This window comes from Streptomyces sp. BK239 (assembly GCF_004217285.1).
Lineage (GTDB): Bacteria > Actinomycetota > Actinomycetes > Streptomycetales > Streptomycetaceae > Streptomyces.
The window spans coordinates 96,167-120,936 of record NZ_SHKS01000009.1 but is presented as its reverse complement, the minus strand read 5'-3'; the positions used below and the strand labels follow the sequence as shown (position 1 = coordinate 120,936).

Here is a 24,770-nt window from a genome sequence, read left to right as displayed (position 1 = left end):
AAAACAACCGCTGGAGACACCTGGTGAGTTCCCCAGATCCGCAGGTTCGCGCAGCGCGAAACCACTCGGCCCCGTCCGCGGGGCGCGGGCCCGTCGTCGCCGTCACCGGCGCCGCGACCGGAGTGGGCGCGCTGCTCACCGAGCGGCTCGCCGCGTCGGACGAGATCAAGCAGGTCGTCGCCATCGACGAGCGGCGCGGCGAGTGCGACGCGGCACAGTGGCACATCCTCGACGTCCGGGACCCGGCCATCGCCGACAAGCTGCGCGGCGCGGACGTGGTGGTCCACCTGGCGCTCGACCTGGACCTGGGGAGCGACTCCGCCGCCCGGACGGCGTACAACGTGCGCGGTACGCAGACCGTGCTCACCGCCGCCGCGGCGGCCGGGGTGCACCGCGTGGTGCTGTGCACCTCCACGATGGTCTACGGGGCGCTGCCCGACAACGAGCTGCCGCTGTCGGAGGACGCGGAGCTGAAGGCGACGGCGGAGGCGACCGGTGTCGGGGACCTGCTGGAGATCGAGCGGCTGGCGCGGCGCGCCCCCCGCGCGCATCCCGGCCTGAACGTCACCGTGGTGCGGCCCGCGGTGCTGGTGGGAGGCACGGACACCGCGCTGACCCGGTACTTCGAGTCGCCCCGGCTGCTCGTCGTCGCCGGGTCGCGGCCCGCGTGGCAGTTCTGCCACGTGGAGGACCTGTGCGGTGCGCTGGAGTACGCCGTCCTGGAGAAGGTGGACGGGGAGCTGGCCGTGGGCTGCGACGGATGGCTGGAGCAGGAGGAGGTGGAGGAGCTCAGCGGGATCCGGCGGATGGAGCTGCCGTCGGCGGTCGCGCTGGGGGCCGCCGCCCGGCTGCACCGGATCGGTCTGACGCCGTCACCGGCGGGCGACCTGGCGTACACGATGTACCCGTGGGTGGTGAGCGGGAGCCGGCTGCACGACGCGGGGTGGCGGCCGGGGTGGACCAACGAGGAGGTCCTGGCGGAGCTGCTGGAGGAGGTGTCCGGGCGGCACACGGTGGCCGGGCGCCGGCTCGGGCGCAAGGACGCGACGGCGGCGGGCGCCGCGGGAGCGACGGTCGCCCTGCTGGGTGCCGCGGCCGTGGTGCGGCGGGCCCGCAAGGCCCGGCGGCGGTAGCGGGCGGAGGGCACCCGGTCCGCGTGGGGCAGTATGGGGAGTATGGCTTCCAGCAACGATCACCCGGGTGAGCAGGGCTCTTCCGACCCGCTCAAGTTGATCGCCGTCCGTGACACCGCTCTCTCCCTGGACGAGGTCTTCCGGGCCGTCGGGGACGACGCGGCCGGTGGCACGGCGCTGTTCGTGGGGACCGTGCGCGACCACGACGGGGGCGCCGACGTCGACTCGCTCGCGTACTCCGCCCACCCCACCGCGGAGGCGGAGATGCGGCGGATCGCCGAGAAGGTCGTCGCCGATCACCCGGTGCGGGCGCTGGCCGCCGTGCACCGGGTGGGGGAGCTGAAGGTGGGCGACCTGGCCGTCGTCGTCGCCGTGTCGTGCCCGCACCGGGGCGAGGCGTTCGAGGCCTGCCGGAAGCTGATCGACGACCTCAAGCACGAGGTGCCCATCTGGAAGCACCAGAGGTTCTCCGACGGCACGGACGAATGGGTGGGCGCCTGCTGACGCGCGCTTGCCTGACGCGCGCCTGCTGAGGCGGCCCTACTGACGTGAGGCCGCTGAGTCAGGCCCGCTGACGCACCGCCACGCGTCGATCACCTCCCGGTTGCGTAACCCGACCCCTGCCGTGAGCGTTGTCAGTGCGGATGGTTAATCTGCTGATCAGTCAGTTGCTGTGGGCTCACTTCGGTCGGGAGGTCGGCATGGCGGTGCTCGCCTGGTTGTTGATTCCGCTGGTGGCCGCGGTCGGCGCCGGCCTGTGGGGCAGCTGGGCCAACCGGACCCGCAGGGTCCGCGGCGACGGGCCGGAACTCGACGGCTACGCGCGCTTCCGGGCGGCCATGGAGAGGTCCCACACCGGTTCGTGATCGGGCAAGTGGCCCTGACGGTGCGCTGACAGAGGCGTCCCGTACTGTCGAGGCATGCCACGCCGCACCGCGACGATGCTCGCCTCCACCCTGATGCTGATCGCGCTCCTGTGCGCGGGAGTGCTCATCCCCGTGCCGTATTCGGAGATGTCCCCGGGGCCCACGGTGAACACCCTCGGCGAGCATGACGGCGAGCCGGTGCTGCAGATCTCCGGACGCAAGACCTACGAGTCGACCGGCCACCTGAACATGACCACCGTGCGGGTCACCGGCGCCGAGTACCGGATGAACCTCGTCGAGACGGTCTACGGCTGGCTCGCGCACGACTACAAGGTCGTGCCCCACGACACGCTCTACCCGGACGGCAAGACCGAGGAGCAGTCCACCCAGGAGAACGCCGAGGAGTTCAGCCAGTCCCAGGAGAGCGCCAAGGTCGCCGCCCTGAAGGAGCTGGACGTCCCGGTGCGGTCCTGGGTGATCGTCTCCACCGTGGTCAAGGGCTCGCCCGCCGAGGGCAGGTTGCACGCCGGCGACGTCATCAAGACCGTCGACGGCACGGACGTCAAGGCGCCCGGGGACGTGGCGAAGCTGGTCACCAAGCACAAGCCGGGCGAGAAGGTCGTCTTCGGGATCGTGCCCGCCAAGGAGCAGGCGGCCGCCGAGAAGGAGAACCGGACGCCGAACAAGGCGGAGACGGTCTCCATCACCACCGCCAAATCCGACGACCAGGGACAGCAGCGCGCGATCGTCGGGATCTCCGCCGGGACCGACCACACCTTCCCGTTCACCATCGACATCAAGCTCGCCGACGTCGGCGGCCCGAGCGCCGGCCTGATGTTCGCGCTCGGCATCTACGACAAGCTCACCCCGGGGAGCCTGACCGGCGGCAAGTTCGTCGCCGGCACCGGGACCATCGACGACGACGGCAAGGTCGGGCCGATCGGCGGCATCCAGATGAAGACGGTCGGGGCGCGCGCCAAGGGCGCCCAGTACTTCCTGACGCCCGCCGACAACTGCGCGGAGGCCGCCGAGGACGTCCCCGACGGGCTGACGCTCGTCAAGGTGGACACCATCGGCGACGCTCTCGGCGCCCTGGGGGACATCCGCGGCGGCGACACCGCCGGCCTGCCGAAGTGCACGACCGGGTGAGCCACGCGGGGCCGCGGCAGGCCCCGCGACCTGCTACTCGAAGGTCGCCGACAGGGCCTCCGCGAGACCCGGGACCAGCTTGGCGCCCGTGAGGACCTCCGACGGGGCGTCCTTCTCACGCAGCCGCAGAGCCGACTCGCGCGTGCCGTCACGCAGGACCGCCACCGTCATCCGCACCTCCTGACGGTCGGGGTGGTCGGCCACCCACCGCGTCAGCTTCGACCCGCTCAGCCCCTGCGGGACCTGCGCCTCGGCGGACGGCGGCAGCATCAGACGCTCCACGGTCAGCGCGCAGCCGACCACCGCGTCCGGCCAGGCGATCGTGGCGAGGAACTCGTCGAGCGGCTTGTCCGTTGGCACTTCGTCCTGCTCGATCGGAGTGAGACCGGTCGTGGCGGACTCGTCGTCCAGACCGAGCTGGGCGGCGAGCGAGGGTTCCTGCGTCCGCAGCCGTGCGGTGTCTACGAGGGCGAAGAGGCGGGCGGGCTGGTCCCAGCCGAGGCCGGATGCGTACTCGTCGATCTCGAGTACGGCCCGGGTGAGAGGGCTCGCTGCCATAGGAGTGTTGGACATGGTCACAATCCTGCCTCGTTCCTGGCCGGAATCGGGAACCGAGTAAAGGGTGAGTAAGTTGCATAGGTGGGGGCCCGCGATCAGGGGGCGTCCCACACGGTCCACGAACACGCGGACCTGACGAATCGACAACAGCGACTTTCGAGGTGCGCACCTTGGCTTTCCAGATGCCGGACCGCGGCGGAGGCCCGACGGGACCGCGGATCAGAGTGGGCCGCCCGTCCCGGCGCGTCCGGACCCTGCTCATGACGCTGGGCGTCCTTGCCGTCCTCGGCATGGCGTTCACCATGTTCGCCGGATTCTGGACGGACTGGCTCTGGTACCGGTCGGTGAACTACTCCTCCGTGTTCACGACCACCCTGTCGACCAAGATCGGGCTGTTCTTCGTCTTCGGCCTGCTCATGGCCTTCGCCGTCGGCCTCAACATCTGGCTGGCGCACCGGCTGCGCCCGCCGCTGAGCGCCATGTCGATGGAGCAGCAGAGCCTCGACCGCTACCGCATGGGCATCGCGCCGTACAAGAAGTGGCTGCTGCTCGGCGTCACCGCGCTGGTGGGGCTGATCGCGGGCGCGTCGGCGTCGAGCCAGTGGCGCACGTGGCTGATGTGGGTCAACGGCGTGCCCTTCGGCGAGAAGGACCCGCAGTTCAAGCTCGACGTGGCCTTCTACGCCTTCGACCTGCCCTGGTACCGGTTCCTGCTCGGCTTCGGCTTCGCCGCCACGATCCTGTCCCTGATCGCCGCCGCGCTCACCCACTACCTGTACGGCGGGCTGCGCGTCACCAGCCCCGGCGCCAGGGCCACCGCGGCGGCCACCGGCCACCTGTCGGTGCTGCTGGGCGTCTTCGTCGCGCTGAAGGCGGTCGCCTACTGGCTCGACCGGTACGGCCTGGCCGTGAAGTCCAGCGACTTCAAGGCCACGGACAACTGGACCGGCCTGCGGTACGTCGACGCCAACGCCTATCTGCCGGCCAAGACGATCCTGTTCTGCATCGCCGTCATCTGCGCCCTGCTGTTCTTCGCCACCCTGTGGCGGCGCACCTGGCAGCTGCCGGTGATCGGCTTCGGTCTGATGGTGCTCTCCGCGATCCTCATCGGCGGCCTGTACCCGGCGATCGTCCAGAAGTTCCAGGTCCAGCCGAACGAGCAGGCCAAGGAAGCGCCGTACGTCGAGAAGAACCTCAAGGCGACGCGTGAGGCGTACGGCATCGACGGCACGCAGGTCACCGAGTACTCGGGCGTCAGCAAGAACGAGGACAAGACGAAGCTGCGCGACGACGTCGGCGCCACGGCGAGCATCCGGGTCCTCGACCCGAACATCGTGTCGCCGACGTTCCAGCAGCTCCAGCAGATGCGGAAGTACTACGCCTTCCCCACCAACCTGGACGTCGACCGCTACAAGGTCAAGAGCGAGGACCAGGACACGGTCATCGGTCTGCGCGAGCTGAACCTGGCGGGCGTCGACAAGCAGAACTGGATCAACAACCACTTCCGCTACACCCACGGTTACGGCGTGGTCGCCGCCAAGGGCACCACCGCCGACCCCGAGGGCCGTCCGGCGTTCACCGAGTCCGACCTGCCTTCCCAGGGCGTCCTCGGACAGTACGAGCAGCGGGTCTACTACGGCGAGAAGACGACCACGTACTCGATCGTCGGCGGTCCCCAGAAGGAGATCGACTACTCCGACGACGACGGTGAGAAGACCACCAGCTACACCGGCGACAGCGGGGTCAACCTCTCCAGCCCGCTGAACCGGGCGGCGTACGCGGTCGCGTTCGGCGAGCCGCAGATCCTCTACTCCGGAGCGATCGGCGAGGGCTCGCGGGTCCTGTACAACCGCACGCCCAAGGAGCGCGTCGAGGCGGTCGCCCCGTGGCTGACCATCGACGGCGACGCCTACCCGGCGGTCGTCGGCAACCGGATCCAGTGGATCGTCGACGCGTACACCACCACCAACGGCTACCCGTACGCCTCGCGCACGACCCTCGGCGACACCACCGCCGACTCGTTGACCGCCACCAACAACACCCGTGCGGTGGTGGCCCAGCAGAACCAGGTCAACTACATCCGCAACTCGGTGAAGGCGACGGTCGACGCGTACACCGGCGAGGTCAAGCTCTACCAGTGGGACACCAAGGACCCGGTCCTCAAGACCTGGATGAAGGCGTTCCCGGGCACGGTGGAGAAGAAGTCGGAGATCTCCCCCGACCTGATGGCCCATCTCCGGTACCCGCAGGACCTGTTCAAGGTCCAGCGTGAGCTGCTCACCCGCTACCACGTGAAGGACGCCACGACGTTCCTCAGCGGCAGCGAGGTGTGGCAGGTGCCGGACGACCCGACCAACAAGTCGGGCGACGCGGTGCCGCCGTACTACCTGAGCATGAAGCTGCCCGACCAGCAGGCACAGGCGTTCTCGCTGACGACGACGTTCACGCCCAACGGCCGGGACAACCTGAGCGCGTTCATGGCGGTCGACTCCGAGGCCGGCACACCGGACTACGGCAAGATCAGAGTCCTGAAGCTGCCGACGAGCACGACCGTCGACGGACCCAAGCAGGTCCAGAGCCAGTTCAACTCCCAACAGGACATCGCCGAGTCCATCAGGCTGCTCAGTGGCGGTGCCTCCGAGGTCGAGTACGGCAACCTGCTGACGGTGCCGCTCGACGGAGGACTGCTCTACGTGGAGCCCGTGTACGTGCGCGGCGGAGGGCTCAAGTACCCGCTGCTGCGCAAGGTGTTGGTGACCTACGGCGGCAACACCGCCTTCGAGAACACCCTCGACGAGGCCCTCAACAAGGTCTTCGGCACGGAGGGCACCGCGCCGCCGCCCGCGGACCAGGGCACCAACCCGCCGCCGACGTCCCAGAACCCCACGGTCCAGGAGGCGTTGAAGGACGCCCAGGAGGCCTTCACCGCCGGCCAGGAGGCTCTGAAGAAGCCCGACTGGGAGGCGTACGCCAAGGCGCAGAAGGACCTTGAGGACGCGCTGAAGCGGGCCGAGGCGGCGCAGGCCGAGGCGGACAAGAAGGCGGGAGCCACGGGCGGGGCCAAGCCGAGCCCCGGCAGCAGCCCCAGCAGCACGCCGAGCGGCGCCGCCGAACCCGGCGGCAGTCCGGCGAGCAGTCCGGGCGCGAAGCCCAGCCCCGCACCCAGCGGCTGATCGGAAAAGCCCACCCCCGCGCCGTGATACGGTTGTGGAACACGGCGCGGGGTGGAGCAGCTCGGTAGCTCGCTGGGCTCATAACCCAGAGGTCGCAGGTTCAAATCCTGTCCCCGCTACTGAAAGCGAAGGCCCGGATCCTCCAGAGGATCCGGGCCTTCGTGGTGTGCGAGCACAGTATTCGCGGCCTCTGTCGCCGCGCCGCCTCGGGGAGTTGGGGGTGTCTGTGTTTGACTTGTCTCTCTGTGGGCATGTCGACAAAACGCTGAAGTGACCTTACGGGCTGCGGTATACCAGGTGTATCCCGGTTGCAGGTGGTGCGACGATGGACGTTATGGGGGACAAGGCAACTCTGTTCGAGACAGGGCGATTTGTGCAGCCTTCCGACGAGAAGGCCACCCCGGACGCGAGCCGGGGCGAGTACCGGGTCGAGTACGACGACGACCACCGCGACAACCACCGAAACAACGGAAACGACGGGAACGACGGGGACGACCACCGCGACGAACAGCGGGACGAGACGGTGGAGGCCGTCGAGGAGGCACGCCGACGGCTGGCCGCCGAGGCCGGTGACGTCGAGGCGATGAGCGTCCTCGGCGCTCTGCTGCTGCGCCGCGGCGAGCTCGACGACGCCGAACCCCATCTGCGTGCAGCCACCGCGGCCGGTGACCGTGCCGCCGCCAACAACCTGGGCGTCCTCCTCCACCAGCGCGGCTATCCCGACGACGCCGCCGGCTGGTGGCGGGTCGCCGCCGTCGCCGGCTCCGCGGCCGCCGCGCACGCGCTCGGCCGCCATCACCGTGAGCGGGGCGACGAACCGGCCGCCGAGTACTGGCTGCGCCAGTCCGCCGAACAGGGGCACGTGCTGGGCGCCTACGCCCTCGCCGACCTGCTGGAGCACCGCGGCGACACCACCGCCGAGCGCTGGATGCGGGCCGCCGCCGAGCGGGGGCACCGGGAGGCGTCGTACCGCCTCGCGCGCGCCCTCGACCGCAGGGACGCCCGCGCCGCCGACGACGAGCGCGGCGTGAGCGACGGCGGCGGCGCCGCGTCGCCGGAGGCCGAGCAGTGGTACCGGCAGGCAGCCGCGCGCGGCCACCGCCGGGCAGCACTGCACCTCGGGACGATCCTGGAGAAGCGGGGCGACCTCAAGGAGGCCGGGCGCTGGTACCTGACCTCCGCCAAGGACGGCGAGCCGCGCGCCGCCTGTGCGCTGGGATTCCTGCTGCGTGACGCCGGCGACACCGAGAACGCCGCCGTGTGGTGGCTGCGGGCCGCTCAGGACGGCGACGGCAACGCGGCCAACGCCCTGGGCGCGCTCTACGCCGAGCGCGGCCAGACCCAGACCGCGGAACGCTGGTACCGGGCCGCGTTGGACGCCGGCGACGACAACGGCGCCTACAACCTCGGGCTGCTCTGCGCCGAGCAGGGGCGCGTCGCGCAGGCCGAGCAGTGGTACCGGCGCGCCGCGTACGCCGGGCACCGGGAGGCGGCCAACGCGCTCGCCATCCTGCTGCTCCAGGGCGGGGACACCGCGGGCGCCGAGCCGTGGTTCTCCAAGGCCGCGGAGGCGGGGAGCGTCGACGCCGCGTTCAACCTGGGGATCCTGTTCGCCGGGCGGGGCGAGGACGCCGTCGCACTGCGCTGGTACGAGCGGGCCGCCGCCGCCGGGCACACCGAGGCGGCGTTGCAGGTGGGCATGGCCCGGCTGCGGGACGGGGACGAGCAGGGGGCCGAACGGCATCTGCGGTGCGCCGCTGGCGGGGGGAGCGCGGAGGCCGCGTACCGGCTGGCGGCGGTGCTGGACGCGCGCCGTCCTCCGCAGCCGGCGCACGAGCTCGGGGAGACCGTGCACGAGAAGACCGAGTGCGAGGAGTGGTACGAGCGGGCCGCCTCCCAGGGGCACCGGCGTGCGCAGGTGCGGGTCGGGATGCTGGCCGCCGCCCGCGGTGACGTGGTGGAGGCGGCGCGCTGGTACCGGGAGGCCGCGGAGGCCGGGTCGCGCAACGGGGCCTTCAACCTGGGGCTGCTGCTGGCCCGGGAGGGGAGCGAGCCGGAGGCGGTGGTGTGGTGGACCCGGGCCGCCGACGACGGGCACGGGCGGGCGGCGCTGCGGCTCGCCCTCGTCTACGCGCGTCGGGGCGAGCTGGCCGAGGGCCAGCGATGGGCGGACCGAGCGGTGTCCCTGGGCCCGGCGGAGGTGGCCGAACGAGCAGCCCGCCTGCGAGACGCCCTACGCCAGGAACTCTCGGCCTGACGCGCGAGCCCGCCTCTGGTGCGGGCGGGGCCCCTTACGCGCGTTCGCCGGCACCGGTCGGGCAGTGCGCGCTCGCCCGCGCCGGCGTGCTTTCTCCTGTGCCCCTCGCCACACGGCGGCGCGGCTCGCGGGATGCGTTGCGTCAAATGCGGTCGGTCCGACCTGCGACGCGGGTGACGGCGGCTGCGTTGCCTGCGGTGCAGGCGGCGTGTGCGTGCTCCCCCGGGCCTGCGCCTTTGCACCTGCGCCCCTTCCCGCACGCGGCGCCCTTACGGGACGCGTTGCCTGCCGTGCGGGGGGTGGCGCCTGCGCGGCTGTCGGCGCGGGCGGTGTGTGCGTGCTCGCCCGGGCTTGCGCGTTTGCGCGTGTGCCCCTTGCCGCACGCGGCGCCCGTGCGGGACGCAGCCTGCCGTGCGGGGGCGGCGCCTGCGCGGCTGTCGGTCCGGGCGGGGTGTGCGTGCTCGCCCGCCGGTCCCATGGCAGAGCCTTACGCGCGCTCGCCCGCGCAGGCGGGCTTCACTGCATCTCATGCCGCCGCAGCGGCGCGAGTGCTGCGGGCGGCCCGCTCGCCAGGCGCGTTGCGCCAGGAGCTCCTCGCCTGACTTGCGCTTCGGTGGCCGTGTCCGACACACGAACCCCGGCACCGGGCGGCCTGCGCGCGCCTCGCCCGCGTCGGCGGGGGTCAACCACACCGTCCCGGCCGCCACGGCGGTGCGACTGCTGTCGGCGGCCGGGCGTGGACCCGGTGCGGCAGGCGCTGTCCGCCCTGACCTGTGGCGCGGGTGGCCGTGTCCCACGCCCGCCCACCCGCCGGTGCCAGGGCCGCGCCGCCGCAGCCTGCGTGGCTGGGGATTAAGGGATTTGCTTCGGCGGCCGGGCGTCGCGTAACGTTGCATTCGTCGACGCGGGGTGGAGCAGCTCGGTAGCTCGCTGGGCTCATAACCCAGAGGTCGCAGGTTCAAATCCTGTCCCCGCTACTGAAGGCCGAGGGCCGGAATCCATGGGATTCCGGCCCTCGGTGTTTTCACTGCGCGAAGGCGAACCCGCGCGGGGGCGCCTCGGAGCGCCGCGCCCTCAGAGCGCCGCGCAGTTGGGGCAGATGCCGCGGTAGGTCACCTCGACGTCCGAGACGGCGAAGCCGAAGCGCTCGGAGTCGGGCAGATCGGCGAGCGGGTTGCCGCTCGGGTGGACGTCGCGGATCGCGCCGCACTGCCCGCACACCAGGTGGTGGTGCGGCCGGTGGGCGTTGGGGTCGTACCGCTTGGCGCGCCTGTCCGTGGCGACTTCGAGCACCTCGCCGAGCGTGACCAGCTCGCCCAGCGTGTTGTACACCGTCGCCCGGGAGATCTCGGGCAGCCTGGCGACGGCCCGTGCGTGGACCTCGTCGGCCGTCAGATGGACGTGATCGCCGTCGAGGACCTCGGCCACGACGCGCCGCTGCGCGGTCATCCGCCAGCCGCGTCCGCGCAGCCGTTCCAGAAGGTCACTCATGCTGATCAGCCTAACAGTAGGGGGACCAGGTCCCGAACGTGTGTGACTTTGGAGTGTCACTTGACTTAGACATTGTCCATTGTAGGATCTAACTCGGCTTTGGCCAAGCGACAGGAGCTGCAGAAGTGACGTCGGTGACGTGAGTGACCATCGAGCGACTGCCGCCCGCAGGGACGACCGCCCCCGTCGTCCCTGAGCACCGTGAACCGCCTAGTCCCGGAGGATTTTCATGGCTGAGAACCACGACGCGATCGTCACCGACGACAAGCCGGCGGAGACGGGCGGCTGCCCGGTCGCGCACGGGCGCGCCGCGCACCCGACGCAGGGCGGCGGGAACCGCCAGTGGTGGCCGGACCGGCTCAATCTGAAGATCCTCGCCAAGAACCCGGCGGTGGCGAACCCGCTCGGAGCGGACTTCGACTACGCCGAGGCGTTCAAGAACCTGGACCTCGCGGCCGTGAAGCGGGACATCGCCGAGGTGCTCACCACCTCCCAGGACTGGTGGCCCGCCGACTTCGGCAACTACGGCCCCCTGATGGTCCGTATGGCCTGGCACAGCGCCGGCACCTACCGGATCAGCGACGGCCGCGGCGGCGCCGGCGCCGGTCAGCAGCGCTTCGCCCCGCTCAACAGCTGGCCCGACAACGCCAACCTGGACAAGGCCCGCCGTCTGCTGTGGCCGGTCAAGAAGAAGTACGGCCAGAGCATCTCCTGGGCCGACCTCATGATCCTCACCGGCAACGTGGCGCTGGAGCAGATGGGCTTCGAGACCTTCGGCTTCGGCGGCGGCCGGGCCGACGTCTGGGAGGCCGAGGAGGACGTCTACTGGGGCCCCGAGACCACCTGGCTCGACGACCAGCGCTACTCCGGCGACCGCGAGCTGGAGAACCCGCTCGGCGCGGTCCAGATGGGCCTCATCTACGTCAACCCGGAGGGCCCCAACGGCAACCCGGACCCGATCGCCGCGGCCCGCGACATCCGCGAGACGTTCCGCCGCATGGCGATGAACGACGAGGAGACGGTCGCCCTGATCGCGGGCGGTCACACCTTCGGCAAGACCCACGGCGCCGGCCCCGCCGACCACGTCGGCGACGACCCCGAGGCCGCCTCCCTGGAGGAGCAGGGCCTGGGCTGGAAGAGCACCTACGGCACCGGCAAGGGCGGCGACACCATCACCTCCGGCCTGGAGGTCACCTGGACCGCCACGCCGACGCAGTGGAGCAACGGCTTCTTCAAGAACCTCTTCGAGTACGAGTACGAGCTGACGGAGTCCCCGGCCGGCGCCAAGCAGTGGGTCGCCAAGAACGCCGAGGCGATCATCCCGGACGCGCACGACGCGTCGAAGAAGCACCTGCCCACGATGCTCACCACCGACCTGGCGCTGCGCTTCGACCCGGTCTACGAGCAGATCTCGCGCCGCTTCTACGAGAACCCCGACCAGTTCGCCGACGCCTTCGCCCGCGCCTGGTACAAGCTGACCCACCGCGACATGGGCCCGAAGTCGCTCTACCTCGGCCCTGAGGTCCCGCAGGAGACCCTGCTGTGGCAGGACCCGCTGCCCGAGGCCGAGGGCGAGACCATCGACGCGGCCGACGTCGCGGCCCTGAAGGCCAAGCTGCTCGACTCGGGTCTGACCGTCTCCCAGCTCGTCTCCACCGCGTGGGCCTCGGCGTCCACCTTCCGCGGCAGCGACAAGCGCGGCGGCGCCAACGGCGCCCGCATCCGCCTGGAGCCGCAGCGCAGCTGGGAGGTCAACGAGCCCGACCAGCTGCGTCACGTCCTGAGCGTCCTCGAGGGCGTGCAGGCGGAGTTCAACTCCGGCGCCAAGAAGGTCTCCCTCGCCGACCTGATCGTGCTCGGCGGCGCGGCCGGGGTCGAGAAGGCGGCCAAGGACGCGGGCTTCGACGTGGAGGTGCCCTTCACGCCGGGCCGCGTGGACGCGACCGAGGAGCAGACGGACGTCGAGTCGTTCGCCGCGCTGGAGCCGCTCTGGGACGGCTTCCGCAACTACGTGGGCAAGGGCACCCGGCTGCCGGCCGAGTACCTGCTGCTCGACAAGGCGAACCTGCTCACGCTGAGCGCCCCCGAGATGACCGCCCTCGTCGGCGGACTGCGCGTCCTGGGCGCCAACCACGGCCAGTCCTCGCACGGCGTCCTCACCGACAAGCCGGGCGCGCTGACCAACGACTTCTTCGTCAACCTGCTCGACCTGGGCACGACGTGGAAGTCCACCTCCGAGGACCAGCACACCTTCGAGGGCCGTGACGCGGCCACCGGCGAGCTGAAGTGGACCGGCACGCGTGCCGACCTCGTCTTCGGCTCCAACTCCGAGCTGCGCGCCCTCGCCGAGGTCTACGCCAGCGACGACGCCAAGGAGAAGTTCGTCACCGACTTCGTCGCCGCCTGGGTCAAGGTCTCGAACCTGGACCGGTTCGACCTCGTCTGAGCGGACGGGCCGGCGTGAACGGACGGGCCGGATCCCCTTCGGGGGGTCCGGCCCGTCCGCGTGCCCGGACGTCACGCCTCCGGGCCCGGTCCCGGGCTCAGGCGGGGATCTGGCTGCGGGCGGGCGCCCAGCAGCGGATGATGTCGCGGACCGAGACGATGCCGGCCGGTTCGCCGCCGTCCAGGACCACGAGGTGGCGGAAACCGCCGTGTGCCATCGCCCGGGCCGCTTCCTCCAGCGTCCAGGTCGGGGCGGCGAAGACGACGTCGCCGGTGGTGTGGCCGTGTGCGGGCTCGGCGTCCGGGTTCTGGCCCAGGCCCAGGGAGTTGAGGATGTCCCGCTCGGTGAGGATGCCGATGCCGCCGGCGTCCGGGTCGAGGACGATCGCCGCGCCGACGCGGCGTGCGGACATCAGGGCGGCGGCTTGGCGGAGGGTGTGTGCGGGGCCGATGGTGAGGACCACTGTGCTCATGGCGTCACGGACGAGCATGGGCTGGAGCCACCTCCTAAGAATCCCCGGAACAGGGATTCACATGTTCACAAGTGGGGGTGCTGTCAGCGTGGCAGGTAAAGCGCGGGTCAACAAGGGGGCGCGCGCAGTCAATTGAGGGCGCACGCGCTCATCTGTGCCCGACGGGCGGGGTGGTCCGTCGCGGGGCCCCGGCTTACTGACGCGGGTTCAGATACGTCAGGAGCTCGTCGTGGAGCAGGCCGTTCGACGCGGCCGCGTTGCCGCTGTGCGGGCCGGGCCGGCCGTCGAGACCGGTGAACGAGCCGCCGGCCTCCGTCACCACGATCGCGGGGGCCGCCATGTCCCACAGGGACAGCTCCGGCTCGGCGCACAGGTCCACCGAGCCCTCGGCGACCATCATGTACGGCCAGAAGTCGCCGTACGCGCGCGTGCGCCACACCTCGCGGGTGAGGTCGAGGAACCCGTCGAACCGGCCCTGCTCCTCCCAGCCGCTCAGCGAGGAGTACGCGAACGAGGCGTCGGAGAGCTTCGAGACACGGGAGACCTGCAGGCGCGTGGCCCGGGACAGACTGCGGCCGGCGAACGCACCGTGGCCCTTCGCGGCCCACCAGCGGCGGTTGAGGGCGGGCGCGGAGACCACGCCCACGACGGGCTGGTAGCCGCCCTCCGCGGCCTCCATGAGGGAGATGAGGGTGGCCCAGACGGGGACGCCGCGCACGTAGTTCTTGGTCCCGTCGATCGGGTCGATCACCCAGCGGCGCGGGCCGGTGCCCTCGACGCCGTACTCCTCGCCGAGGATCGCGTCACGGGGGCGGGCGCGCTGGAGGTGGCCGCGGATGAGTTCCTCGGCCCCCTTGTCGGCCTCGCTCACCGGCGTCATGTCCGGTTTGGTCTCCACCTTGAGGTCGAGGGCCTTGAAGCGGTCCATGGTCGCGGCGTCAGCGGCGTCCGCGAGGACGTGCGCGAGGCGGAGGTCGTCGAGGTAGTCCGGCATGACTCGAACCTATCTGCCGAGGTGGCGGCGGAGCCAACGGGGGCTCGGGGTGAGTGAAGGGCGCGCAGGTGGGTACTTCAGATGTTTCTCGTCGTCTACCCCCCTCACGCACTCATGGCCGGCACTCACCACCCCCCTCCGCGGACCCTTGACAGTGCGCGGACGCGCGTCAAACCTGGGCGCAGAGCCGCTCGCCCCAGGGAGGCGATGATGCCTGCTGCCCGGGAATGCCTACTCGACGCCGCTTTCACGGCGCTCGCGCGACGCTCGTGGGCCGTGGTGCGCATGGTGGACGTCGCCGCGGCGGCCGGGGTGTCCCGGCAGACCCTCTACAACGAGTTCGGCAGCAAGGACGGCCTGGCCAGGGCGCTCGTCAGGCGGGAGGCCGACGGCTATCTCGCCGGCGTCGAACGGGCCCTGTCCGCGCACGGCGACGCCCGTGAGCGGCTCACCGCGGCCGCCGAGTGGACGACGAACGTCGCCCGCGGGAACCCGCTCGTACGGGCCCTGCTCACCGGGTGCTGGAGCGAGCGCCTGCCCGCCCCGACGCTCGCCGCGGTGCCCTCCTCCTCCGCCGTGCCCGCGCAGCGGCGGGCGGACGGGCCGCTGCCCTCGCCCGGGGACCTCCTGGCGGGCGTCCGGGACCGGGCCGTGGCCGCGATCGCCGGCCCCGGCGCCGCCCCCGACGACCTCGCCCGCACCTGCGAACTGGCCGTACGACTGGCGGTGTCGTGCGTGGCGGTCCCGCCGGGGGAGGGCGGGGTCGCGGAACTGGTGCGCGGCGTGATCACCGCGACCCAAGGGCCGGGCCCCGTGGCTCCCGGCGCCGCGCCCCACCAGCCGGGCACCGCGGCTGCCGGCGCGAACACCGCGAAGCACGGGCCGATCCCCGCGTCGCACGGAGCGCTCGCCGCGTCTAGTGCGCCGACCCCGACAGCTGCAGGCCGATCACCCCGGTGATCACCAGGGTGATCGAGACGATCTTCAGCACCGACACCAGGTCGCCGAGGAAGACCATGCCGTAGATCGCGGTGCCCGCCGCGCCGATGCCGGTCCACACCGCGTACGCCGGACCGACGTCCAGCTTCCGCAGCGACAGGGTGAGCAGACCGAAGCTGCCGAGCGCGAACACGCAGAACGCGATCGTCGGCCAGAGCCGGGTGAAGCCGTGCGACAGCTTCAGGCAGACGGCGAAGCCGGTCTCGAGCACTCCCGCGACGATGACCAGCAGCCACGCCATGTGCTGTCCTCCCGTGTGTGCGGCTCGGTGCGATTATGCACTTACCGAACTCGCACGCCGACAAACAACGCGGAGGTCAGTCGCCGTCCGTGCGCTCCCGCGTCGACAGCAGCCGGCGCAGTGAGTACAGCCGCGCCTGGTCCGCGTGGCCCTCGGCGACCCAGGCGTCCAGCGCGCAGTCCTGCTCGTCGTGACTGCACGCGCGCGGGCAGCCCACCGTCCCCGGCTCCAGGTCGGGGAAGGCGTGGATCACCCGGGACGGATCGACGTGGGCCAGTCCGAACGAGCGGACGCCCGGGGTGTCGATGGCCCAGTCGTCCGTGCCCTCGAGCGGCAGGGCGAGGGCCGACGTCGTGGTGTGCCGGCCGCGGCCGGTCACCGCGTTGACGTGCCCCGTCAGACGCCGGCGGTCCTGCGGGACCAGCGCGTTGACCAGGGTCGTCTTGCCGACTCCCGAGTGGCCCACGAACGCCGTGATCCGCCCGGCCAGATACTCGCGCACCCGGTCCGCGGCGTCGCCGTTCTCCAGCTCCTCGCGGCTGGTGACCACGTAGGGGATGTCGAGGTCGCCGTACAGCTCCAGCAGCTTGTCCGGAGCGGCGAGGTCGGACTTCGTCATGACCAGCAGCGGTTCCAGCCCGCCGTCGTACGCGGCGACCAGGCAGCGGTCGATCAGCCGCGGGCGGGGCTCCGGGTCGGCCAGGGCGGTGACGATCGCGAGCTGGTCGGCGTTGGCGACCACCACCCGCTCGTACGGGTCGTCGTCGTCGGCGGTGCGGCGCAGCACCGAGGTGCGCTCCTCGATGCGGACGATGCGCGCGAGGGTGTCCTTCTTGCCGGACATGTCACCGACGAGGGCCACCCGGTCGCCGACCACGGCCGCCTTGCGGCCCAGCTCACGGGCCTTCATCGCCATCACGATCCGGTCGTCGACGAGACACGTGAGGCGTCCGCGGTCGACGGTGAGGACCATGCCCTCGGCGGCGTCCTCGTGCTTGGGCCGGATGTTCGTCCGCGGCCGGTTGCCCTTGCGGTTCGGGCGGCTGCGGATGTCGTCCTCGTCGGTGTGCTTGCCGTAGCGGCGCATCGCGGAAGCCCCTATACCCCGAGCATCCCGGCCCACAGCTGCGGGAAGTCCGGCAGGGTCTTCGCCGTCGTGGCCACGTTCTCGATCCGCACGCCGTCCACCGCCAGCCCGATGACCGCGCCGGCCGTCGCCATCCGGTGGTCGTCGTAGGTGTGGAACACCCCGCCGTGCAGGGGGCGCGGGCGGATGTGGAGGCCGTCGGCGGTCTCGGTGACGTCGCCGCCGAGCTCGTTGATCTCCTTCGTCAGCGCGGCCAGGCGGTCCGTCTCGTGCAGGCGCAGATGGGCGACGCCCCGCAGGGTGGACGGGGAGTCCGCGAGGGCGGCGACCGCGGCGATGCCGGGGGTCAGCTCGCCGACGTCGCCCAGGTCGACGTCGATGCCGTGGATCGAGCCCGTGCCGGTGAAGACCAGCCCGTAATCGGTGAGTTCGCAGGAACCGCCCATCTCGGTGAAGATCTCCCGCAGCCGGTCACCCGGCTGGGTGGTGCGGGACGGCCAGTCCGGGATCAGCACCCGGCCGCCGGTCACCAGCGCCGCCGCCAGGAACGGCTGGGCGTTGGACAGGTCCGGCTCGATCGTCAGGTCCCGGCCGAGCAGCGCGCCCGGCGTCACCCGCCACACGTTCGGCTCGCCGCCCGACTCCGGGGTGTCCACCTGGGCGCCGACCGCGCGCAGCATGTCGACGGTCATCCGGATGTGCGGCATGGAAGGGAGGGAACCGCCCGTGTGCCGGACCTCCACGCCCTGGTTGAAGCGCGGTGCGGACAGCAGCAGCGCCGAGACGAACTGCGAGGACGACGACGCGTCGATCTCCACCGGGCCGCCGTCCAGCGCGCCCGAGCCGTGCACAGTCAGCGGCAGCGCGCCGCGCCCGTCGTCGTCGATCCGGGCGCCGAGCACGCGCAGCGCGTCGATGACGCCGTTCAGCGGGCGCTCGTAGGAACGGGGGTCGCCGTCGAAGCGGACGGGGCCGTCGGCGAGCGCGGCGACCGGCGGCAGGAACCGCATCACCGTGCCGGCGTTGCCCACGTCGACCGTGGCCGGACCGCGCAGCCCCGCGGGAAGGACCCGCCAGGCCTCGCCGCTGCCGCCGGGACCGCCGCCGACGGACGAGCTGGAGGACACCGTCTCCTCGATGCCGACGCCCATCGCGCGCAGGGCGCCCGCCATCAGCAGCGTGTCGCGGCTGCGCAGCGGGCGGCGCAGCCAGCCCGGCTCGGAGGCGAGGGCGGCCAGGACGAGCGCGCGGTTGGTGACCGACTTGGACCCCGGCACGTGGACCGTCGCGTCGACGGCTCCGCTCGCGTGCGGGGCGGGCCAGAGGGCGGTGTGGGCGGAGTTCACGGGCATGCGCCCACTTTAGTCTCCGCGAGGGCGGGCCGACGTCAGCCGTTTCGGCGCTGAAGCCCCCGAAACGCGCCCTAGGGCGCGTTTCGAAAGTAGCGTCGTCCGCCCGAAGGGCGTGCCCGGCGGCGTCTGGTGCGTGCGATCGCAAGGCGGAGGGTCGCCTCGATACTGGATGTATCGGGGCCGATCCCGACAACGCGGCGAGCGTGCGTGCCAGACGCCGCCGGGCAGGCGGGACTTTCGACACGCGCCCTAGAGCCCGAGCAGCCACCGTCCGCCGCCCAGCAGGGAGCACAGGCTCACCGCGTGGAAGAGGAAGAACCACAGGGCGGCCGGCACATGGGTCAGCCTCGACAGCTGGTCGGCGTCCGAGTCGCCCGCCCCGCCGCGCGCCCGCTTCGCCTGCAGCTCGAACGCCGGCCGTACGCCGCCCAGCAGCAGGAACCACACCACCGCGTACGCGAACGCCGCCTGGACCTGGGGCCCCGCCAGCCAGGACACCATCAGGAACGTGCCGCCCGTGACGATCACCGTCAGGGCCCCGTAGGCGTTCCGGATCATCACCAGCATCGCCAGCAGCAGCGCCGTAGCCGCCCACAGCAGCAGCGTGATGCGGCCGGCGCCCAGCAGTGCCGCGCCGCCCAGACCGAGCAGCGGGGGAGCGGTGTAGCCGGCGGCGGCGGTGAGGATCATGCCGAGGCCGTGCGGCTTGCCCCGGCTGACGGTCAGACCGCTGGTGTCCGAGTGCAGGCGTATGCCGGTGAGCGTCCGGCCGGTCAGCAGCGCGACCAGACCGTGGCCGCCCTCGTGGGCGATCGTGATGGCGTTGCGGGAGATACGCCACAGAGTGTGAGGGACGACTATGGCGAGGGCCGCGCCCATGGTGGCCAGCACCACCCACAGATCGGGGTCGGGCTGGGTGCCGGTGAGCCGGTCCCACAGGTCGGGCAGCGCGGTGGTGGCGGTGCTGTCCATGTTCCTTGGTGGCTCCCTGTCGTCGTCGGAGTCTGGCAGTGTGGCACGTATGTGCGGACGGTATGCAGCGAGTCGCAGGCCCGAGGACCTGGCGGGCATCTTCGAGGTCGAGAAGTGGGAACCCGAGGAGACCCTGGAACCCGACTACAACGTGGCTCCCACCAAGGAGGTCTACGCCGTCCTGGACCGTCCCCTGAAGGACGTGGCCGACCCGCGTCCGGTTCGCCAGCTGCGCAAGCTGAAGTGGGGACTGGTCCCGTCCTGGTCGAAGAACCCCGAGGGCGCCGCCCGGATGATCAACGCGCGTGCGGAGACCGTCCACGAGAAGCCGTCCTACCGTCGCGCCTTCTCCTCCCGGCGCTGCATCCTGCCCGCCGACGGCTACTACGAGTGGGTCACCGGGCAGCAGGAACGCGACCTCGAGGTCGAGGGGAAGAAGAAGCGGCCGCGGAAGCAGCCCTACTTCGTGCTGCCGGCCGACGGCTCGGTCTTCGCGATGGCCGGGCTCTACGAGTTCTGGCGGGACCGCACCCTGCCGGACGAACACCCGCTGGCCTGGTGGGCGACCTGCTCGGTGATCACCACGGAGGCCGAGACCGGACCGCTGGCCGTCGCCCCGGCCGAGGGACCCGGCTCCCTGTCCGACATCCACCCCCGGATGCCCCTGATGCTCACCCCCGACCGCTGGGACGCCTGGCTGGACCCCGCCCGCACGGACGTCGACGACCTGCGCGCGCTCCTCGCGCCCCCGCCCACCGGGCTGATGCGCGCCTACCCCGTCGCCACGGCCGTCAGCAACGTCCGCAACAACGGGCCGGAGCTGCTGAAGGAGCTGGAGGGCCCCGAGGAGGGCACACTCTTCTGACGTGACGAACGACGCGACGAGCGACGAGACCAACGACGTGACGAACGACCCGACGAGCGACGAGACGACCCGCCGGCGGACGACCGAGACCGTCCCCACCGACGCCGGCGAGGCCCGCGTCACCTGGTGCCACGCCGAGAACGCGCGCCTCCTGCTCGCCGTGAGCCACGGCGCCGGCGGCGGCATCGAGGCGCGCGACCTCAAGGCCCTCGCCGCCGTCCTCCCCGCGCACGGCGTCACCGTCGCGCTCGTCGAGCAGCCCTGGCGGGTGGCCGGCAAGAAGGTCGCGCCCGCACCGAAGACCCTGGACACCGGCTGGCGCGGCCTCTGGCCCGCGCTGGCCGCGCCCGGACTGCCGGTGGTCTCCGCGGGACGCAGCGCCGGAGCCCGGGTGGCCTGCCGTACCGCCGCCGAGCTCGGCGCGCACGCCGTGCTCGCCCTCAGCTTCCCGCTCCACCCGCCGGGCCGGCCGGAGAAGTCCCGCGCGGGGGAACTGCTCGGCTCCGGCGTTCCCACCCTGGCCGTCCAGGGCGGCAACGACCCCTTCGGCAAGCCGGCCGAGTTCCCCGGGGGCGCGTACGAGCTGGTGGAGGTCCCGTACGCGGACCACGGCTTCGCTGTGCCCAAGCGCGCGGAGATCTCGCAGGACGAGGCCGTGGCGGTCGTCACGGACGCGGTCGTGAAGTGGACCGGCTCACTCGGGTGAAGCTTCGGGAATGCCTGGGCGGCCGGCGCTGTTGTGCGGGACGTACGTGCTGGTCACCAGCACCGACGTCGTAGGAGAGGAAGTCCGCCGCATGGGTTCGACCATCTATCCGACCCGCAGCAGCCGCACTGACCTGGACTGGACGGTGCTGCACGCGGCCAGGACCGCCCCGGTTCGGGCGGCGGGCGGACCGGATCGTCGTCTATCCTCCGATTCGAGTGAGGCCGCTCTCGGTCTCACGAGAACGCTTGAGGAGGTGGGTCCGGTCACTGGGACCGACGCAGGGACCGATCACGGCCAGGCGGAGCAGCCCGAGGGCCAGGGCGGCACGAGCGCGGAGACGGCCGTGGAGCGCAGCGCGCGCTTCGAGCGGGACGCGCTCGAGTTCCTCGACCAGATGTACTCGGCCGCGCTGCGCATGACGCGCAACCCGGCCGACGCCGAGGACCTGGTGCAGGAGACGTACGCCAAGGCGTACGCGTCCTTCCACCAGTTCCGTGAGGGCACCAACCTCAAGGCCTGGCTCTACCGGATCCTGACCAACACCTTCATCAACTCCTACCGCAAGAAGCAGCGCGAGCCCCAGCGCAGCGCCGCCGAGGAGATCGAGGACTGGCAGCTGGCGCGTGCCGAGTCGCACATGTCGACCGGTCTGCGCTCGGCCGAGTCGCAGGCGCTGGACCACCTGCCCGACTCGGACGTGAAGGAAGCGCTCCAGGCCATCCCCGAGGAGTTCCGCATCGCCGTGTATCTCGCGGACGTCGAGGGCTTTGCCTACAAGGAGATCGCGGACATCATGGGGACCCCCATCGGTACGGTGATGTCCCGGCTGCACCGGGGCCGCCGCCAACTGCGCGGGATGCTCGAGGACTACGCCCGTGAGCGCGGACTGGTCCCGGCCGGCGCCGGAGAGTCGGACGAAGCGAAAGGTTCGGGCTCATGAGCTGCGGAGAGCCGCACGAGACGGACTGTGGTGAGGTCCTCGACCATCTCTACGAGTTCCTCGACAGCGAGATGCCGGACCTCGACCGCGACAAGTTCAAGCAGCACTTCAGCGAGTGCTCGCCGTGCCTGGAGAAGTACGGGCTCGAGGAAGCCGTGAAGAAGCTGGTCAAGCGGTGCTGCGGCCATGACGACGTGCCGACCGACCTGCGCTCCAAGGTCATGGGCCGGATCGAGCTGATCCGATCCGGCCAGGCCGTGCCCGAGCACGACGTGACGGTCACGCCCCAGGAGTCCTGACCCCCAGGCCTCCCGCGAGGAGGCCGTGCCGTCACCCGAATGTGCTAATCGACGGGTGATGAGCCCCCGTTGCCGTCCCTCGCCGCCCTAGGCTCCGGTGCCCGGACCAAGGTGTGGTCGGGGGAGGGCGACATGGAGGCAGTTCCGGCGCGGGCGCGCGGCTACGTCGTCTGCGCCGCCCTCGGCGCCCTGCTCTGTCTGACGCCGCCGCCCCTGGCGTGGACGCCGTGGTGGACGGTCCTGCCGCTCGCCGTGCTCTACGCCGGCGGGGAGCGTGTCGCCCGCCGCCGGTTCGCCGGCGCCTTCTACCCGGTACTGCTCGCCGGGGCCTTCCTGCTGCCGCCGTCCGCGGCCGCGCTCGTGCCCTTGCCCGGGGCGTTGTGCTCCCCCGACGGCCAGCGGCCCTCCGCAGTGCGGCGGATCCGGCGGGCCGCCCACCTCGCGACCGGCGTGTGGGCCGCCGCCTGGGTCCACGGGGCTCTGGGCGGAGCCGAGGCGGTCGTGGACGCGGATCTCTCCGCGGCCCTCGCTCCGGCCGGGGCCGCCGTCTTCGTGTTCTGCCTGGTGCTCGCCGCCGCGGACGGCGGGATGCTCGCGCCCGCCGAACGGCTGCCGTCGCGCCCGCCGACACGGGGGCTGTTCCTGCGCTCCCTCGCCCCCGTAGGGGTGCACGGGCTCGCCGGGCTGATGATGGCCCTGCTGTGGCGCAGCCCCTACGGGCCGGTCGCCGCGCTGCTCGTGCTGTTCCCGATGGGCGTGTCCTGGTGGGTGTTCGCCCAGTACCACCAGGAGCGGACCGCCCATCAGGCGACCATCCGCGCGCTGGTGCAGGCCGTCGACATCAAGGACGGCTACACCCGTGGGCACAGCGAACGCGTCGGACAGGCCTCGATGATGATCGCGCGCGAGCTGGGGATGGACGAACAGCGCGTGGAGACCCTGCGGTTCGCCGGAATCCTGCACGACGTCGGCAAGCTCGGCGTTCCCACGCGGCTGCTGCGCAAGAACGGGCCGCTGACGCCTGAGGAGCGCCGCGTCATCGAACTCCACCCCGAGTACGGGCACGAGATCACCCGGGGCATCGCCTTCCTCGGCGAGGCCCGCTCGGCCATCCTCCACCACCACGAACGGATGGACGGCAACGGCTACCCCTACGGGCTGGCGGGCGCTCAGATCCCCGAGTCGGCCCGGGTGGTGGCCGTCGCGGACGCCTTCGACGCGATGACCTCCACCCGCAGCTACAGCCGGGCCCGGCCGGTCGCCGCGGCCCTGGAGGAGCTGAACCGCTGCGCGGGCGAGCACTTCGACCCCCGGATGGTGTCCGCCCTGACCGAGGTGATCACCCGCGAGGGCTGGCACCCGGTGGTCACCGCCGACACCCCCCACCCGCCGCAGCAGCAGCCGTCGCCGCCCTCCGCAGCCGGCGCCCCCGCCACCACGACCACACCCCCCGCCCCCGTCCCGGCTCCCGGCCGGCCCGGCGCGCCTCAGACGGAGTCACGGTGAAGGGCACCCGGTGGTATCTCGGCGTGGTGCGGACCGGGGCCGCGCTGCTCGTGGCGGGCTCCCTGCTCGTCACCCTGCGCGCCGGTGTCGAGGAGCGGGGCGTCGCGCTCGCGTTCGGGGCGCTCGTCGCCGTGGGGGAGTCGGCGCTGCCCCGGTGCCGGCCGCGCTCGCCGGGGCTGCGGGAGGCGGCGCCGCTCGGGGCCGCCGGCTCGCTGTCGTACGCGCTGCTCGGGGAGCACGCCGGGCACGCCACGCACCACGGGCTCGCACAGGCCGTCTCGGTGGTGGCCGCCGCCTCCCTGCTCGGCAGCGTGCCGCGCATCGCGCGCGGGGAGGGGCCGGTCCTCGACCACCTCGTCCGGCGCGTGCTGGCCGTCGGGTTCGCCGCCGCCTGCTTCCAACCCCTGTACAACAGCGGGGTGTTCGACGCCTGGAGCGGTCCGGCGTACGCGCTGCTGCTGCTCGCGCTGCTCGTCCTCACGGTCCTGTGCGAGGCGCTCCTCGCCGCCGTGCTCGCCCACGCCCGCACCGGCTGGCCCCTCGCCCCGCTCCTGCGCGACGAACTGCGCGGCCTGCCCGGGATCGGGACCGCCGTGTGCGCGACCGGCGCGGTCATGGCGCTCGCGGTGGCCGTCGTCGGACTGTGGGCGCTGCCCGTGTTCTGCGTGCCGCTGCTGCTCACCCAGCTGTCCCTGCGCCGGTACGCCGCCGTGCGCGCCACCTACCGGCAGACCATCGCCTCCCTGGCCCGCGCCACCGAGATCGCCGGCTGCACCCCGCACGGGCACGCCCGCCGGGTCGCCGCCCTCAGCCAGGCCGTGGGCCGGGACCTGGGGCTGACCGAGCCCGAGCTGACCGTCCTGGAGTACGCGGCGCTGATGCACGACATCGGGCAGCTCAGCCTCGTCGATCCGGTCCCGGCGGGCGCCACGGCCGGGCTGCCGCCGGACCGGCAGCGGCGGATCGCCCTGCTCGGCGGGGCCGTCGTCCGCCAGACCGGGGCGGGCGAGCTGGTCGCGACGGTCGTGGAGCGGCAGGCGGACCCCTACCCCGAGCAGCCGCCGGCCGCCCGGATCGTCCGGGTGGTCAACGCCTACGAGGAGAAGGTGCGTGACGCCGGACCGGGCGGCCCGCTGTCCGCGCTGGAGGAACTGCGGCTGGGAACGGGCGGGGAGTACGCGCCCGAGGTGGTCGAAGCGCTGGCCAGGGTGCTGTCGAAGGGCTGTCTGACCCTGCCCGTCACGGGGTAACCCATGGGTAA

The 24,770-nt window shown here is 72.1% G+C and carries 21 protein-coding genes, 2 tRNA genes and 1 pseudogene; 16 read left to right on the top strand and 8 right to left on the bottom strand.

All coding sequences use genetic code 11. The features are described from left to right. The first annotated feature begins 23 nt into the window (after positions 1–23). From EV567_RS24625 to EV567_RS24610, 4 genes are all read left to right on the top strand, one after another. Complete coding sequence (locus tag EV567_RS24625) at positions 24–1,133, top strand: SDR family oxidoreductase (RefSeq protein WP_130443718.1); 1,110 nt, start codon at positions 24–26, stop codon at positions 1,131–1,133. 42 nt (positions 1,134–1,175) lie between these two features. Then, positions 1,176–1,637, top strand: a complete 462-nt coding sequence (locus EV567_RS24620; RefSeq protein ID WP_130443716.1) for a molybdenum cofactor biosynthesis protein MoaE — start codon at positions 1,176–1,178, stop codon at positions 1,635–1,637. 140 nt (positions 1,638–1,777) lie between these two features. Next, positions 1,778–1,999: a hypothetical protein gene (locus EV567_RS24615; RefSeq protein WP_130443714.1), complete on the top strand. Its 222-nt coding sequence runs from the start codon at positions 1,778–1,780 to the stop codon at positions 1,997–1,999. 54 nt (positions 2,000–2,053) lie between these two features. After that, on the top strand, positions 2,054–3,148 hold the full coding sequence (locus tag EV567_RS24610; protein WP_130443712.1) for a PDZ domain-containing protein: 1,095 nt from the start codon (positions 2,054–2,056) through the stop codon (positions 3,146–3,148). A gap of 33 nt (positions 3,149–3,181) precedes the next feature. On the opposite strand, the gene EV567_RS24605 is transcribed toward EV567_RS24610, so the two are convergent. Further along, a complete protein-coding gene (locus tag EV567_RS24605; RefSeq protein ID WP_242620987.1) occupies positions 3,182–3,721 on the bottom strand; it encodes a PPA1309 family protein in 540 nt (179 codons plus the stop codon). A gap of 167 nt (positions 3,722–3,888) precedes the next feature. On the opposite strand from EV567_RS24605, the gene EV567_RS24600 reads away from it, so the two are divergent. From EV567_RS24600 to EV567_RS24580, 4 genes are all read left to right on the top strand, one after another. Further along, the gene (locus EV567_RS24600; protein ID WP_130443936.1) at positions 3,889–6,879 is read left to right on the top strand and encodes a UPF0182 family protein; all 2,991 of its coding nucleotides are present in this window, start codon (positions 3,889–3,891) and stop codon (positions 6,877–6,879) included. 45 nt (positions 6,880–6,924) lie between these two features. Further along, positions 6,925–6,998: transfer RNA gene (locus EV567_RS24595), tRNA-Met, on the top strand. Positions 6,999–7,204: 206 nt separating this feature from the next. Further along, entirely contained in the window at positions 7,205–9,136 is a 1,932-nt protein-coding gene (locus EV567_RS24585) for a tetratricopeptide repeat protein (protein ID WP_407071618.1), read from the top strand. Between the two features lie 903 nt (positions 9,137–10,039). Beyond that, positions 10,040–10,113 (top strand) — tRNA-Met (locus EV567_RS24580). 97 nt (positions 10,114–10,210) lie between these two features. Here the strand turns inward: EV567_RS24580 and EV567_RS24575 are convergent. Continuing rightward, positions 10,211–10,627 (bottom strand): Fur family transcriptional regulator, encoded by a 417-nt coding sequence (locus EV567_RS24575; RefSeq protein ID WP_130443706.1) that lies wholly within the window; start codon positions 10,625–10,627, stop codon positions 10,211–10,213. Between the two features lie 229 nt (positions 10,628–10,856). Here EV567_RS24575 and katG point away from each other — a divergent pair, with 229 nt between their 5' ends. Beyond that, complete coding sequence (katG, locus tag EV567_RS24570; RefSeq protein WP_130443704.1) at positions 10,857–13,073, top strand: catalase/peroxidase HPI; 2,217 nt, start codon at positions 10,857–10,859, stop codon at positions 13,071–13,073. Between the two features lie 97 nt (positions 13,074–13,170). On the opposite strand, the gene EV567_RS24565 is transcribed toward katG, so the two are convergent. Continuing rightward, a complete protein-coding gene (locus EV567_RS24565; protein ID WP_130443702.1) occupies positions 13,171–13,563 on the bottom strand; it encodes a cyclic nucleotide-binding/CBS domain-containing protein in 393 nt (130 codons plus the stop codon). A 175-nt stretch (positions 13,564–13,738) separates the two neighbouring features. Then, positions 13,739–14,539, bottom strand: a complete 801-nt coding sequence (gene hisN / locus EV567_RS24560; RefSeq protein ID WP_130443700.1) for a histidinol-phosphatase — start codon at positions 14,537–14,539, stop codon at positions 13,739–13,741. 207 nt (positions 14,540–14,746) lie between these two features. On the opposite strand from hisN, the pseudogene EV567_RS24555 reads away from it, so the two are divergent. Continuing rightward, a pseudogene (locus EV567_RS24555) lies at positions 14,747–15,328 on the top strand (TetR/AcrR family transcriptional regulator); the annotation flags it as partial. A 127-nt stretch (positions 15,329–15,455) separates the two neighbouring features. Here the strand turns inward: EV567_RS24555 and EV567_RS24550 are convergent. The 4 genes from EV567_RS24550 to EV567_RS24535 all read right to left on the bottom strand — a co-directional run bounded on the left by EV567_RS24550 (position 15,456) and on the right by EV567_RS24535 (position 19,190). Next, positions 15,456–15,779, bottom strand: coding sequence for a multidrug efflux SMR transporter (locus EV567_RS24550; RefSeq protein WP_130443696.1), 324 nt, complete (start codon positions 15,777–15,779; stop codon positions 15,456–15,458). 76 nt (positions 15,780–15,855) lie between these two features. Beyond that, entirely contained in the window at positions 15,856–16,866 is a 1,011-nt protein-coding gene (gene rsgA, locus EV567_RS24545; protein ID WP_130443694.1) for a ribosome small subunit-dependent GTPase A, read from the bottom strand. 11 nt (positions 16,867–16,877) lie between these two features. Next, positions 16,878–18,218, bottom strand: coding sequence for a 3-phosphoshikimate 1-carboxyvinyltransferase (gene aroA / locus EV567_RS24540; protein WP_130443692.1), 1,341 nt, complete (start codon positions 18,216–18,218; stop codon positions 16,878–16,880). Positions 18,219–18,467: 249 nt separating this feature from the next. Next, positions 18,468–19,190 carry a M50 family metallopeptidase gene (locus EV567_RS24535; RefSeq protein ID WP_130443690.1) on the bottom strand — a complete coding sequence of 241 codons (723 nt, stop codon included), beginning with the start codon at positions 19,188–19,190 and terminating at the stop codon, positions 18,468–18,470. A gap of 49 nt (positions 19,191–19,239) precedes the next feature. Between EV567_RS24535 and EV567_RS24530 the strand changes: the two genes are divergently transcribed. The 6 genes from EV567_RS24530 to EV567_RS24505 all read left to right on the top strand — a co-directional run bounded on the left by EV567_RS24530 (position 19,240) and on the right by EV567_RS24505 (position 24,759). Then, entirely contained in the window at positions 19,240–20,055 is an 816-nt protein-coding gene (locus EV567_RS24530; RefSeq protein WP_130443688.1) for an SOS response-associated peptidase, read from the top strand. A gap of 37 nt (positions 20,056–20,092) precedes the next feature. After that, positions 20,093–20,761 (top strand): alpha/beta family hydrolase, encoded by a 669-nt coding sequence (locus EV567_RS24525; protein WP_130443933.1) that lies wholly within the window; start codon positions 20,093–20,095, stop codon positions 20,759–20,761. Between the two features lie 256 nt (positions 20,762–21,017). Next, the gene (gene sigR / locus EV567_RS24520) at positions 21,018–21,704 is read left to right on the top strand and encodes an RNA polymerase sigma factor SigR (RefSeq protein ID WP_207228846.1); all 687 of its coding nucleotides are present in this window, start codon (positions 21,018–21,020) and stop codon (positions 21,702–21,704) included. Beyond that, the gene (gene rsrA / locus EV567_RS24515; RefSeq protein WP_130443686.1) at positions 21,701–22,003 is read left to right on the top strand and encodes a mycothiol system anti-sigma-R factor; all 303 of its coding nucleotides are present in this window, start codon (positions 21,701–21,703) and stop codon (positions 22,001–22,003) included. Before sigR ends, rsrA begins: the two co-directional genes overlap by 4 nt. 132 nt (positions 22,004–22,135) lie before the next feature. Next, a complete protein-coding gene (locus EV567_RS24510) occupies positions 22,136–23,509 on the top strand; it encodes an HD-GYP domain-containing protein (RefSeq protein ID WP_130443684.1) in 1,374 nt (457 codons plus the stop codon). Further along, positions 23,506–24,759 carry an HD-GYP domain-containing protein gene (locus EV567_RS24505; RefSeq protein WP_130443682.1) on the top strand — a complete coding sequence of 418 codons (1,254 nt, stop codon included), beginning with the start codon at positions 23,506–23,508 and terminating at the stop codon, positions 24,757–24,759. The genes EV567_RS24510 and EV567_RS24505 overlap by 4 nt, the downstream gene beginning before the upstream one ends. Positions 24,760–24,770 lie beyond the last annotated feature (11 nt).